The 13271-nt window shown below is 69.2% G+C and carries 11 protein-coding genes; 5 read left to right on the forward strand and 6 right to left on the reverse strand.

Annotation, left to right across the window (positions count from 1 at the left end; all coding sequences use genetic code 11):
• Positions 1 to 81 precede the first annotated feature (81 nt).
• Positions 82 to 2940: a bifunctional [glutamate--ammonia ligase]-adenylyl-L-tyrosine phosphorylase/[glutamate--ammonia-ligase] adenylyltransferase gene (gene glnE, locus BM172_RS15510; protein ID WP_026634925.1), complete on the reverse strand. Its 2859-nt coding sequence runs from the start codon at positions 2938 to 2940 to the stop codon at positions 82 to 84.
• A gap of 240 nt (positions 2941 to 3180) precedes the next feature.
• Between glnE and BM172_RS15515 the strand changes: the two genes are divergently transcribed.
• Complete coding sequence (locus tag BM172_RS15515) at positions 3181 to 5097, forward strand: LTA synthase family protein (RefSeq protein WP_081805142.1); 1917 nt, start codon at positions 3181 to 3183, stop codon at positions 5095 to 5097.
• Positions 5098 to 5313: 216 nt separating this feature from the next.
• The gene (locus BM172_RS22565; protein WP_026634926.1) at positions 5314 to 5721 is read left to right on the forward strand and encodes a hypothetical protein; all 408 of its coding nucleotides are present in this window, start codon (positions 5314 to 5316) and stop codon (positions 5719 to 5721) included.
• A 136-nt stretch (positions 5722 to 5857) separates the two neighbouring features.
• Here the strand turns inward: BM172_RS22565 and groL are convergent, their stop codons facing one another.
• Both groL and groES read right to left on the reverse strand, forming a co-directional pair.
• Entirely contained in the window at positions 5858 to 7501 is a 1644-nt protein-coding gene (groL, locus tag BM172_RS15525) for a chaperonin GroEL (RefSeq protein ID WP_026634927.1), read from the reverse strand.
• Between the two features lie 57 nt (positions 7502 to 7558).
• On the reverse strand, positions 7559 to 7852 hold the full coding sequence (groES, locus tag BM172_RS15530) for a co-chaperone GroES (protein WP_026634928.1): 294 nt from the start codon (positions 7850 to 7852) through the stop codon (positions 7559 to 7561).
• A 230-nt stretch (positions 7853 to 8082) separates the two neighbouring features.
• On the opposite strand from groES, the gene cutA reads away from it, so the two are divergent.
• Entirely contained in the window at positions 8083 to 8406 is a 324-nt protein-coding gene (gene cutA / locus BM172_RS15535) for a divalent-cation tolerance protein CutA (protein WP_026634929.1), read from the forward strand.
• Here the strand turns inward: cutA and BM172_RS15540 are convergent.
• From BM172_RS15540 to BM172_RS15550, 3 genes are all read right to left on the reverse strand, one after another.
• Positions 8370 to 8792 carry a cupin domain-containing protein gene (locus BM172_RS15540; RefSeq protein WP_177218827.1) on the reverse strand — a complete coding sequence of 141 codons (423 nt, stop codon included), beginning with the start codon at positions 8790 to 8792 and terminating at the stop codon, positions 8370 to 8372. The genes cutA and BM172_RS15540 overlap by 37 nt on opposite strands.
• Positions 8793 to 8803: 11 nt before the next feature.
• Positions 8804 to 9817, reverse strand: coding sequence for a TlpA family protein disulfide reductase (locus tag BM172_RS15545; RefSeq protein WP_051548586.1), 1014 nt, complete (start codon positions 9815 to 9817; stop codon positions 8804 to 8806).
• Positions 9818 to 9914: 97 nt separating this feature from the next.
• Positions 9915 to 11357: a MocR-like pyridoxine biosynthesis transcription factor PdxR gene (locus BM172_RS15550; RefSeq protein WP_026634930.1), complete on the reverse strand. Its 1443-nt coding sequence runs from the start codon at positions 11355 to 11357 to the stop codon at positions 9915 to 9917.
• A gap of 110 nt (positions 11358 to 11467) precedes the next feature.
• On the opposite strand from BM172_RS15550, the gene BM172_RS15555 reads away from it, so the two are divergent.
• Together BM172_RS15555 and BM172_RS15560 are read left to right on the forward strand one after the other, a co-directional pair.
• Positions 11468 to 12169, forward strand: coding sequence for a glutathione S-transferase N-terminal domain-containing protein (locus BM172_RS15555; protein WP_026634931.1), 702 nt, complete (start codon positions 11468 to 11470; stop codon positions 12167 to 12169).
• Between the two features lie 186 nt (positions 12170 to 12355).
• The gene (locus tag BM172_RS15560; protein ID WP_026634932.1) at positions 12356 to 13258 is read left to right on the forward strand and encodes a DMT family transporter; all 903 of its coding nucleotides are present in this window, start codon (positions 12356 to 12358) and stop codon (positions 13256 to 13258) included.
• Positions 13259 to 13271: the final 13 nt, after the last annotated feature.

The following is a 13271-nucleotide window of genomic DNA, read 5'->3' on the forward strand; positions in this document are numbered from 1 at the left end:
TGGGGTGAGCCGAAGGCGAACCCCAACACACCGCTTCCAAGCGCCTCGCATTGTTGGGGTTCGCCTTCGGCTCACCCCAACCTACGCCGGCAAGGCCTGCCCGAAGGCGAAACCCAGCTCCGCCGTCACCCGCCGCACCTCCGCGCCCAGCGCATCCAGCTCCGGATCGCGCGCTGCGATGCGCGAGCGCAGGTCCAGTGTGCAGGCAAGCGCGCGGCGCAGCAGCTCGCCGTGCGCGCGCGCGAATACATCCGCCTGTGCAGCGTCGAGCAAGCCGCTGGTGCGGCAGGCTTCGATCAACGCCGCGTTGGCGGTGGACATCAGCAGCAAGGGCCGTTCCGCCGCATGCGCCAGCACCAGCCCCTGCAGCGCGAATTCGATATCGAGCAGGCCGCCGTGGCCCTGCTTCAGATCGAACTGCCGTTCGTCGGAGCGATCGCGCTCGGCGCGCCAGCGGCGGCGCATGTCGCTCACATCGGCGAGCACGCGCGCGTGCTCGCGCGGCACGGCGAGGATGCCGCGGCGCACTTCCACCAGCTCAGCATTGAGCGCGGCATCGCCGGCCACCGGCCGCGCGCGCTGCAGGGCCTGGTGTTCCCAGGTCCAGGCGCGGCTGCGCTGGTACTCGGCGAACGCCTCCAGGCTGCTCACCAGCAGGCCCTTGGAACCATCCGGACGCAGGCGCGTATCCACTTCGTACAGGCGGCCCGCGCGAGTCAGCACGGTGAGCCAGTTCATCACTCGCTGCGCCAGGCGCTGGTACCAGCGCGAGCCTTCGATCGGGCGCGCGCCGTCGCTCATGAGGTGTGCGCGGCGGGTGTCGTAGACGAAGACCAGGTCCAGGTCGGAGGCGAAGCCCAGTTCCTCGCCGCCCAGGCTGCCGTAGCCGAGCACGGCGAAACCGCTGCCCTCGCCGGGCAGGCGGCCGTGCTGTTCGGTGAGTTCGCGCTCGGCCAGCGCCGTCACGGCGATCACCACCGACTCCGCAAGCGCGCCGAGGCGACGCGCTGTCGCGACGGCATCGGCGCGGCCATCGTTGAAAGCCAGGCCGAGACGGAACGCGGTGCTGGCCTTGAATTCGTTGATGCGCTCCAGCTCCGCCTCCGCCTCGCGCTCGTCCAGCGTGCCCAGTACGCGGCTGATTTCCGCGCTGATGTCGGCGCGCTTGAGCGGCAGTTGATCGATGCGCGGGTCGAGCACGTCGTCCAGCAGCAGCGGCTGGGCGATCACGCGCTCGGCCAGGAAGGCGCTGCGCGCGAACAAGTCGGCCAGGCGCCGCCGCGCCGCCGGCTGTTCCTCCAGCAAGGCCAGGTACGAGGAGCGCCGCGCCACCGCCTGCACCAGCCGGCACAGGCGCAGCAGGCACGGTACCGGCGCCGCGCTGTCGCGCGCCAGCGCCAGCAGCTGCGGCATCAGGCGGTCGAGCTGCTCGCGCGAACGCGCCGGCATCGCGCGCACGGCCGCCGCCTGCGGCAGCTTGAGCAGCGCCTCGGCCGCATCGGCGCCGGGCTGGAAACCGGCCGCTTCCAGCACGCCGGGGCTGACTTCTTCCGCACACACGCGCTGCCACAGCGCCACGTCTTCCGCCGGCACGCTGGCGGTGCGGCCGCCCTGCGGCACCAGCACCTCGGCGAATTCCTCGCTGACCACGGCGCGATGGCGCGCCAGTTCCGCTTCCAGTTCCTCCCACGAGGCGTGGCCCAGGCCCAGTGCGATGCGCTCGCGGCTGAGCGCGTCCTGCGGGATGTCGTGCGTCTGCGCATCGCGCAGCATCTGCACGCGGTTCTCCACCTTGCGCAGGAATACATAGGCCTCGCGCAGCGCCTTGGCGCGCGCGGCGGCGATATGGCCGCGCGCCTCGCAGGCGGTCAGCGCCGGCAATAACCCGCGCACGCGCAGGCTGGGTTCGCGGCCGCCGCGGATCAGCTGGGTCAGCTGCACGATGAACTCGACTTCGCGGATGCCGCCGGGCCCGAGCTTGAGATTGTCGGCCAGGTCCTTGCGCGCCACCTCGGCGTCGATCAGCGCCTTCATCTCGCGCAGGCCGGCGAACGCGGTGTAGTCCAGGTACTTGCGGTAGACGAACGGCCGCAGCAGTTCCTGCAGCTGCTTGCCGGCATTGCGGTCGCCGGCCACGGCGCGCGCCTTGATCCAGGCGTAGCGCTCCCAGTCGCGGCCCTCGCTCTGGTAGTACTGCTCCATCGCGCTGAACGGCAATGCCAGGCGCCCGGCATTGCCGAACGGACGCAGGCGCAGGTCGACGCGCGCGCAGATGCCGTCGACGGTCGGCTCGGCCAGCAGGCGCACCAGCTGGCGGCCCATGCGCACGAAGTATTCGCTGTTGTCGAGCGGCCGCGGGCCGTCGCTCTGGCCGCTGTGCGGATAGGCCAGCACCAGGTCGATGTCCGAGGAGAAATTCAGCTCGGTGCCGCCGAGCTTGCCGAAGCCGACCACCACCATGCGCTGCAGCGCGCCGTCGTGGTCGCGGCTGTGGCCATAGCGCGACGCCAGCGCGCGTTCGGACCAGCCCAGCGCGGCGCCCAGCAGCACCTCGTAGAGCACGCTGGTGGCGGACAGCGTCTCGGGCAACTCGTCCAGCCCGTTGACGTCGCGGAACACCAGCCGCAGCGCTTCGGCATGGCGGAAGCGGCGCAGCGTGGCCATGCAGACGGCTTCGTCCGGATCGAGCTTCAGCGCCTCGCTGCGCGTGCTGGCGTCGCCGCCGGCGCGCAGCCGCTCCAGGCCCTGCGGCGCCAGCAATTGCGGCTGGCGGAACCAGATGTCGTAGGCGAAATCGCTGGCGAGCAGGGCGCGGCGGATGCGTTCGGCCACGCCGGCGTCGTCGTGCAGCGCGACGCCGGCCAGGCGGCAGCGCGCGGCCAGTTCGGCGTAGCGGTCGTCGATCAGGGCGCGAAGCGCCGGGGATTCCTTGGGCTGCATCCGGACATTGTGCCCGCGGCGCCGGGGCGGCGTCTGCGACCGGGCCGCGTGTCGGCAAGATGACCGGCGGATGACCGCGAGAACCTGCATGTCGGGCCCGCGTGCACGCGCCGCTTCGCCATCACGTTGGCACCGCTCGGAAAGTACGCAAACACCACGCGCGCCGAACACCTGGTTCATGCCGGCATCGTTACATTCCGATGTCCGAGCCATGACAGCGCAATCCCCCAAAGGACTGCCATGACCAAGACCCCAGCCACCTCCAATCCGGCCGCCAGAGCCAGTCTGGCCCGCCGGGTCGCCCTGCCCCTGGCACTGACGGCGGCCTTCGTGCTGCTGACCGGCTGGCTGGACGGCGGCGAAGGCGTGGCGCCGCTGCAGTTGTTCCAGCAGCCGCTGTACCTGCTGGCCAACGCGCTGCCGGGCCTGCTGCTGGCCTTGCTGCTGATGGTGCTGAGCCGCCGGCCGGTGCTGTCCTTCAGCCTGGCCTTCCTGCTGCAGGGCGTGCTCTACGGGGTCAACGCGCTGAAGGTGCGTCAGCTGGGCACGCCGCTGATGCCGGCCGATTTCCGCATGCTGGGCCAGCTGCGCAAGGGTGGCCTGCATCTGCTCGGCGGCTATCTGCCGGCCACGCCATGGCCGTACCTGGCCCTGGCCGCGGGCATCGCCGTGGTCGTGCTGGCCTGGCGCAGGGAGACCCCGCTGTTCCCGCGCCGCACCCGCGGCAAGCGCCTGCTGGCCGGCGCCTCGATGGCGCTGGTGCTCGGTTCGCTGCTGGTGGGCATGCCGGCCTGGGGCCGCTTCTACGACGGCCAGACGCTGTGGATGGAACCGTGGTCGGCCTCCTCCACCGCGCAGCATTCCGGGCTGGTCAGTTCGCTGATGATGTTCCACCTGCACTTCGGCCAGCAGCGCAAGCAGGCCGATCCGAATGCGGCGATGCAGCTGATCGGCCAGGCCGACCCCGCGCTGCGCGAACGCATGCGCGCGGCGCCGGAAGACACCGGGGCGATGCCCGACATCGTGGTGGTGCAGAGCGAATCCTTCTTCGACCCGGCGATCCTCAAGGGCCTCGAGCACCACGACCTGACACCCAACCTGCACCGCCTGGCGCAACACGGCTACAGCGGCGCACTGCACGTGCCGACCTTCGGCGGCGGCACCATCCGCACCGAGTTCGAGGTGCTGACCGGCCTGTCGCTGCGCTATTTCGACGACCTGCAGTTCCCCTATCTGCAGCTCAACAACAAGGTGGTGCCGGGCATGGTGCGCACGTTGCGCTCGCACGGTTATCGGACGATGGCGATCCACGGCAACAATCCGGCGTTCTGGAATCGCAGCACCGCATTCCGTGCGATCGGCTTCGACCGCTTCGTGTCGCAGGGCGGCTTCGTCAATGCGAAGGATCTCGATGGCCAGTACATGGCCGACCGCGCGATGACGGACGAGATCATGGCGCAGCTCAAAGATGCCGGCCCGCCGCAGTTCCTGTTCGCCATCAGCATCGAGGCGCACGGCCCCTACGACGTGGCGCCGGCCGACGCGGCGAAGCGCGATGCGATCCCTGTGCCCGACGGCCTTGCCGACGAGGACAAGACCGAGCTGCGCAATTACCTCTATCACATGCAGCACGCCGACGAGGAACTGGGCCGCCTGGCCAGCCTGCTGGCGCAGCGCGAGCGGCCCACGCTGCTGCTGTTCTACGGCGACCACCTGCCGGGCTTGAGCGGCGCATTCGAAACGCTGGGTTTCGTCGACGGCAAGGACATGCTGAGCGAGCCGGGCACCTGGCTGCTGGTCGATCCGCGCAATCAAGCGCAGCCGCAGCGCGAGGATCTCGCCTCCTGGATGCTGCCCGGCAAGCTGCTGGAGCAAGCCGGCATCCACGACGACGCCTACTTCGCGCTGACCCAGGTGCTCGCGCCGCAGCTGGCCGCGCTGACGCGCGCGCCGGGCGCACCGCCGCAGGCCGAAGACGGCAGCGAGCAGCGCACCGACACGGCGATGGAAAGCGTCGCGCTGCTGCGGCTCAAGGGAAAGCTGGACCGCATGCTGCCGCGCGCCGATGCGCTGGCCGAACATCCGCCGCTGGAGCAGGCCGGCTTCGTGCAGCAAGGCGCGCTGCCCGCCGCCAGCACTGAAGGCGCGCATCAGTGATGGCGCGCAAGGCGCATTCCCACTAGCTGCGCGAAAGAAAACAAGAGCGCGCGAAACGCATTTTTACCGGCGCGTAGCGGCGATTCAGCGAGATGTCCGCCGGCTTAAGCAAACCGGACCCGCCCGAAAAAATTCAGGATTCAGCAGGCAAACGGCCTCTAGCGTGATTCCACCGCGGCACGTTGCGTCGCGGCACTCACATCGGAGGTTTACCCTATGCGTAAGACCCTGCTTGCTGCTCTCGTCCTCTCGGCCACCGTGCTGACCGCCCCCGCTTTCGCGCAGGCCGCGGCCAAGGTCGGCGCGAGCGTCAATGCCGGCGCCGCGGTGCAGGACGCCACCAAGGCGAACGCGAACCTCAATGCCGGCGCCGCCGTACAGGGCGCCACCCAGACCGCCGACGAGACGGCGACCAAGACCGGCGATACGGTGAAGAAGGCTGCGCACAAGACCAAGCACGCCGGCCACAAGGCGGCGAAGGCCACCGAATCGGCCACCAGCGACGCCGCTGCCGGTGCGGAAGGCGCCGCCTCGGTGAAGGCCGACGCGAAGGTCGAGACGCCGGTCGCCGGCGCCGCGGTCGGCGCGAAGACCGACGCCAAGGCGGAAGCCGGCGGCAAGTAAGCGACCAGCGACGCGGCGCCAAGGGCGCGCCCGCATCGACGAACCCCGGGAGATGGACTCCCGGGGTTTTTTCTTTTGCGCCAAAGAAAAACCCCGCCGTAGCGGGGTTCTTCTCGCAGCAAAGGGAACGGGTGGATCAGAAATCCATGCCGCCCATGCCACCCATGCCGCCGGCCGGGCCGTGCGAATGGGCTTCTTCCTTCTTCGGCACTTCGGTCACGGCCGCTTCGGTCGTGATGATCGAGCCGGCCACCGAGGCGGCGTACTGCAGGGCCGAACGGGTGACCTTGGTCGGGTCCAGGATGCCGAAGGCGATCATGTCGCCGAACTCGCCGGTGGCGGCGTTGTAGCCGAAGTTACCCTGGCCTTCCTTCACCTTGTTGGCGATGACGGAGGGCTCTTCGCCGGCATTGGCCACGATCGCGCGCAGCGGGGCTTCCAGGGCGGCGATGGTGATCTTGATGCCGTGGTTCTGGTCTTCGTTGACGCCCTTCAGGCCGACCACGGCCTTCAGCGCACGGATCAGGGCAACGCCGCCGCCCGGCACCACGCCTTCCTCGACGGCCGCACGGGTGGCGTGCAGGGCGTCTTCGACGCGGGCCTTCTTTTCCTTCATCTCGACTTCGGTGGCCGCGCCGACCTTGATGACGGCCACGCCACCGGCCAGCTTGGCCACGCGCTCCTGCAGCTTCTCGCGGTCGTAGTCGGAGGAGGTCTCCTCGATCTGCGCCTTGATCTGGCCGATGCGCGACTGGATCTTCTCCGCTTCGCCGGCGCCGTCGATGATCGTGGTGTTTTCCTTGGTGACCACGATCTTCTTCGCGCGGCCGAGGTCGGCGATGGTCGCCTTCTCCAGCTGCAGGCCCACTTCCTCGGAAATGACCTGGCCGTTGGTGAGGATGGCCATGTCTTCCAGCATCGCCTTGCGGCGGTCGCCGAAGCCCGGCGCCTTCACGGCGGCAACCTTGACGATGCCGCGGATGGTGTTGACCACCAGGGTCGCCAGCGCCTCGCCTTCGACTTCCTCGGCGACGATCAGCAGCGGCTTGCCGGCCTTGGCCACGCCCTCGAGGATCGGCAGCAGCTCGCGCACGTTGGAGATCTTCTTGTCGTACAGCAGGATGAAGGGGTCATCCAGTTCGACCTGCTGCGACTGCTGGTTGTTGATGAAGTACGGCGACAGGTAGCCGCGGTCGAACTGCATGCCCTCGACCACGTCCAGCTCGTTCTCCAGGCCCGAGCCTTCCTCGACGGTGATCACGCCTTCCTTGCCGACCTTCTTCATGGCGGTGGCGATGATCTCGCCGATGGCCGCGTCGGAGTTGGCGGAGATGGTGCCGACCTGGGCGATCGCCTTGTCGTCGGCGGTCGGATTGGAGAGCTTCTTGAGCTCTTCCACCGCCGCGACCACGGCCTTGTCGATGCCGCGCTTGAGGTCCATCGGATTCATGCCGGCGGCTACGGCCTTGAGGCCGTCCTGGATGAAGGCCTGGGCCAGCACGGTGGCGGTGGTGGTGCCGTCGCCGGCCACGTCGGAGGTCTTGGAAGCGGCTTCCTTGACGATCTGCGCGCCGATGTTCTCGTACTTGTCGGCCAGCTCGATTTCCTTGGCGACGGAGACGCCGTCCTTGGTCACGGTCGGGGCGCCGAAGCTCTTCTCGAGCACCACGTTGCGGCCCTTCGGACCCAGGGTGACCTTGACCGCGTTGGCCAGGGTGTTGACACCCTTGAGCATGCGGGCGCGGACGTCTTCGCCAAAGCGGACTTCTTTTGCAGCCATGTCTGTAATTCCTTTGAATGCGTGAATGTGTGAGGGAAGAGGAGCGGGAGAGGCTGCTTAGCCTTCGATCACCGCAACGATGTCGTCTTCCTTCAGGAAGACCAGCTCTTCGCCGTCGATCTTGATTTCCTGGCCGGCGTACTTGCCGAACAGCACCACGTCGCCTTCGTTGACCGACATCGGGCGGACCTTGCCGTCTTCCAGGATGCGGCCGGCGCCGGCGGCGATGACCTTGCCGCGGGTCGGCTTCTCGGTGGCGCTGTCGGGGATGACGATGCCGCCGGCGGAAACGCGCTCTTCCTCGAGGCGCTTGACGATGACGCGGTCGTGCAGCGGACGCAGCTTGCTCATGGTGATGGGCTCCAGCTTGGGTTTGAGTGGATCGAAAAAGGTGTCCCCGGAACAGCGCCGGCGGCGCTGTTAGCACTCCCGTGGGGCGAGTGCCAATTCTAGCGACGCAGAAATCCCCCGCAAGAGGCTTTGTTCCGAAGCTGACAGGGCTAATGGGGAAGCCGGCGAGGGCTTTCAAGGGGGCGGCGGGGCATGCGGCGGCAGGGGCAGCCGCGCTAGGCTCCCCCGCCATGACCGACCAAGTCCTGCTCTGCTACTGCACCTATCCGGACTCACCGCAGTCCGAACATTTCGCCAGAACCCTGGTGGAAGAAGGGCTGGCCACCTGTATCAACCGCCTGCCGGGGGTGCGTTCGACCTACCGCTGGGAGGGCCAGGTCAGCACGGATAGCGAGGAGCTGCTGCTGATCAAGACCACCGCGGCGCGCTTCGAAGCACTGAAGGCGCGCCTGCTCGAGCTGCATCCCTATGAGCTGCCCGAGCTGATTGCCGTGCCGGTGGAGCACGGCCACGCCGCTTACCTGGATTGGGTCCGCGCCGGCGTTGCGGGCTGATCGGGCACGGTCAGCCGTGCATCCGGCCTGGCTACGAACACCACCAGGAAGGTCGCCGGCTCCGTGCCGCTGAGATTGGCAGTGCCCACATGGTGGGCGCCCGCCGGTTCGAACCAACTCTCGCCCGGTCCGTATTCCCGGGCCGGTTCGTTGTCGACCTGGCTGCGCACGTGCCCGGACAGCATGTAGACGAACGCATCCGCCTCATGGTGATGCGGCTTGGATTGCTGGCCCGGCGCGAAGGTCACCGTCAGCGCGATCAGCTTCTTGCCCGGAGCCTGGGTCAGCGGCGCGGTGAGGATGGGATGTTCGTCGGCGGCCAGCGCCGGCAGGGCGGTGCCGGCGGCCAGCCCGAGCACGAGTGCATGGCGAAGCAGGCGGGACATGGCGGCCTCCATCAACGCGTGCTCAGATTCTTGAGCGCCTGCTCCAGCGGCGCGCCGGGCTGCTCGACGCGGGCGGCGAGGCGCCCCTGCGCATCGAACAGCAGCACCGTCGGCACATGCGTCACGCGGAAGCGGCGGAACAGCGCGCCGGAATCGTCCAGCGTCAGCGGCATGCCGATGCGGTGCTCGTCGCGGTACTTGGCCAGCTCGTCGTGCGCGGCCCACAGGCCGGAGGCGACGCCGACCCAGCGCAGCCTGGTGTCGCGCGCCGACAAGGCACTGACCTGCTCGCGCATCGCGCGGCAGCTCTTCGAAAGCTCCGGCCGGCTGGTCGCCAGGTAGGACTCGCACCAGGGCGAGAGGAACACCAGCGCGGTCGGCTTGCCCGCCTCCGGCAGCGACAGATGCTTGCCGTCGAGCATGGCGGCGTCGAACGCGGGCACACGGTCGCCGGTGTCGTAGTGCGCTTCCTCCTTCGGCGCTGCTGCGCCGGCCGCGGCCACGCCGGTGCTGCTGCGTGCGGCCTGCAGCGCGGCATCGAGCCTGGCGTTGGCCTCGTGGCCCACATAAAGGATGCGACCGTCGCGCCCGATCACCACATGCTGCGGCGTCACGCGCAGATGGAAGGCCTGGCCCAGCGAGCCGTCGTCGAAGACCAGCGGCATCTTCAGGCCCATCTCGTCGCGGTACTTGCGCACGTCCTGCAGGGTCTCGTCGAAGCCGACGCTGATGGCGATCACCGCCAGGTCCGGGCCGGCCTCGGCGTAGGTCTTCTTCAGATGCGGCATCTGCTCGCGGCAGGGCACGCACCAGGTAGCCCAGAACTTCAGGTAGATCGCCTGCTTGCCGTACAGGCTCGCCAGGTCGATGGTCTTGCCGTCGATGGTCTTCAGGATCACGTGCGGCGCCGGCGTGCCGACCAGGCTCTTGCCGGCGGCCTCGGCGCGCTGCTGGCCGGATTGCGCCCAGGCCGGCGCGGCGGCCAGGCCCAGCAGGAGGAAACAGGCGAGCAGGAGGCGATGCATGGCGGGGACGATCCAGCTGGAGAGTGGCCGCCATGCTCCGCCCCTCGTGGCCCCGTTTTAAGGGCCACTTCCAGGCAATGCTACGGGACCACTTCGCTCAGCGCGGCAGCAGGCGCGCGATGTGGCGCACCGCCTCGTCCATGCGCGCGGCCTCGATCAGTCCATAGCCCAACGCCAGCCCGTTCGCGCTGGCGCGCCCGAAGGTATAGCCGTCCAGGCCTTCGATGCGCACGCCCCGCGCCGCCGCCTGCTCGACCAGCACATCGGTGCGCAGCTTGCGTGGCAGCTTCGCTGAAAGATGCAGTCCGGCGTCGGAAGGCCAGGCCTCCAGCCCGTGCCGCGCCAGGGCATCGAGCAAGGCCTCGCGCCGCTCCGCATAGATCTTGCGCATGCGCCGCACATGCCGCGCCAGATGCCCCTCGGCGATGAACGCCGCCAGCGTGTCCTGCGCCGGCACGTCGCAATGCCAGTCGGCCAGTTCCTTCGCCGCCGCCAGCGCCGGCAGCAGCCAGGGCGGCGCCACCAGGTAGCCGATGCGCAGCGCCGGGAACAGGCATTTGGAAAACGTGCCCACGTAGCAGACCGAGCCTTCGCGATCGAGCGTCTGCAGGGCATCCAGCGGGCGCCCGCCGTAGCGGAATTCGCCGTCGTAGTCATCCTCGATCACCGTGGCCCGCCGCGCGGCGGCGAAGGCCAGCAGTTCCGCGCGGCGGCGCGGCGACATCGACATGCCCAGCGGAAACTGGTGCGACGGCGTCACATAGATCACCCGCGCCTCGACCGGAATGCGCTCGACCACGATGCCCTCGTCATCGACCGCCACCGGGACCAGCCTGGCGCCGGCCGCGGCGAAGGCGGCGCGCAGCGGCGTATAGCCTGGATCCTCCATCGCCACCACGGTCTTGCCCGGCGTTACCAGCACCCGCGCCAGCAGGTCGAAGGCCTGCTGCGCGCCGCTGGTCACCATCACATCGTCCGGATCGCAGGCCACCGCGCGGGCGAACGACACATGCTGGGCGATCGCCTCGCGCAGGATCGGCCGCCCGCGCGACTGCCCCGACATCGACGGCAGGCGCGAGACGTCGCGCAGCGCACGCGCCGACAGGCGGCGCCAGACCTCGAACGGAAACTGCCGCGTGTCCGGCACGCCCAGGCGGAAATCGTGGGCGAACGCGCCCGGCGGCGGCGACGGCACGGGCGGGCGCGCCTCTCGCCAGTACGGCGCCAGCCGGCGGTCGCCGCCTTCTTCGGTACCGGCGACGTGCGTGCGGGCACGACGTTCCATCAGGTCGGCCACGTAATTGCCGGCGCCGCGCCGGGCGACCACATAGCCCTCGCTCAGCAGCAGGTCGTAGGCGGCCACCACGGTGTTGCGCGAGAGCTTGAGCGCCAACGCCAGTTCGCGCGTAGCGGGCAGGCGCAGGCCTGCCTTCAGCCGCCCGTCCAGGATCGCCGCGCGCAACTGCGTGTGCAGCGCGGCCAGCCGCTGGCGCGAGCCCTTGGCCGGCAGCTCCAGCGGGAACTCGAAGGGATGCTCCATCAGGCTGCCCCGGCAAAGTGGACCCTGATAATTGCCGCATCGTGGTCCTTTTTCCAGACCATCCGACGACCTAGCCTGCACCCATCGCCCAACCGCCCAAGGCCACCGCCATGATCGAGCTCTACTACGCCGCCACGCCCAACGGCCTGAAGGCCCGCCTGTTCCTGGAAGAAGCAGGCATTCCGTACCGGCTGGTCCCGGTCAGCCTGAGCAAGGGCGAGCAGTTCAAGCCGGCGTTCCTGGCCGTTTCGCCGAACAACAAGATCCCGGCCATCGTGGACCACGAACCCGCCGACGGCGGCGCGCCGCTGACCATGTTCGAGTCGGGCGCGATCATGCTTTACCTCGCCGAGAAGACCGGCCGCCTGATGCCGTCGGACCTGCGCGGCCGCAGCGAGGTGCTGCAGTGGCTGTTCTGGCAGATGGCCGGCCTGGGTCCCATGGCCGGGCAGATCGGACACTTCAATGTGTACGCGCCGGAAAAGGTGCCCTACGCGATCGACCGTTACACCCGCGAAGTCAGCCGCCTGTACGGCGTGCTGGATCGCCGCCTGGAAGGCCGCGAGTTCATCGCCGGGGAATTCTCCATCGCCGACATCGCCTGTTACCCGTGGATCGTTCCGCACGAAGCACATGGGCAGGACCTGGCTCAGTTTCCGCATCTGTCGCGCTGGTTCCGCACGATGGCCGCGCGTCCCGCCACGGTGCGCACCTACGAGGGCGTGGAAAACGCCTATGCGCCGAAGCAGGCGCTGACGGAGCAGGAGCGGCAGGTGCTGTTCGGGCAGGGCAAGTCGCCTACGGCAGTCTGAGTAAAAAAGCTCCAGTTCTGAACCCTTCTCCCTCCGGGAGAAGGTGGCGGCAGCCGGATGAGGGTTCGGGCGGAGCGGAGCGCATCACTCTTGCGCTCCGCCCGAACCCTCACCCCACCCCCTCTCCCGAGGGGAGAGGGGCTTCCGCTTCGATCCTGCATTCCTTCCACCATGAGCCCTCACGCCATGAAGAAGTCCGATCTCATCGCCCTGTTGTCGCTCGGTGCCCTGTGGGGCGCGTCGTTCCTGTTCATGCGCATGGGCGCGGACCAGTTCGGCGGCATGGCGCTGGCCGGGCTGCGCGCGATCGGCGCGGCGCTGTGCTCGCTGCCGCTGCTGGCCTCGCGCGAGCGGCTGGCGGAGATGCGCCGGCACTGGCGGCCGATCGCGGTGGTGGGCATGAGCAATTCGGCGCTGCCATTCGTGCTGTTCTCCTACGCGGCGACCAGCCTGCCCGCCGGCGTGTCGGCGATCTCCGACGCGATCGGGCCGCTGCTGGTGGCCTTGTCGGGCTGGCTGTGGCTGGGCGAGAAGCTGGACGGCGCGCGCACCGCGGGCCTGATGGTGGGTTTCGCCGGCGTGGTGTGGCTGATCGCCGGCAGCATCGGCTTCGGCCATGGCGGCGGCTCGGCCTGGGCCATGGCCGCCTGCGTGGGCGCCAATGTCTGCTACGCGTTCGGCGCGCACTACGGCCAGCGCCGGCTGCGCGGCGTGTCGCCGCTGCCGGTGGCCACCGGCAGCCAGCTCGCCGCCGCCGCGGCGTTGCTGCCGCTCACCGTGTGGCTGTGGCCGGCGAAGATGCCCGGCGCGCAGGCCTGGTTCGCCATGTTCGGCCTGGCCGCGGCCTGCACCTCGCTGGCCTACGTGCTGTTCTACCGGCTGATGGCACGCGTCGGCTCCACCCGCACGCTGGCGGTGCTGTACCTGATCCCGGTGTTCGGCGCGCTGTGGGGCCTGATGTTCCTGGGCGAGCCGATCACTTTGGCCATGGCCGGCGGCTGCGCGGTGATCCTGCTCGGTGTCGCGCTGACCACGGGACTGATCCGCCCGCGCACCATCCCGGCCGCCACCGCGCCGGAACAAGCCTGACGCCCCGACTGTC

It is taken from the genome of Dyella marensis, assembly GCF_900112865.1.
GTDB classification, from domain to species: Bacteria; Pseudomonadota; Gammaproteobacteria; order Xanthomonadales; family Rhodanobacteraceae; genus Dyella_D; species Dyella_D marensis_A.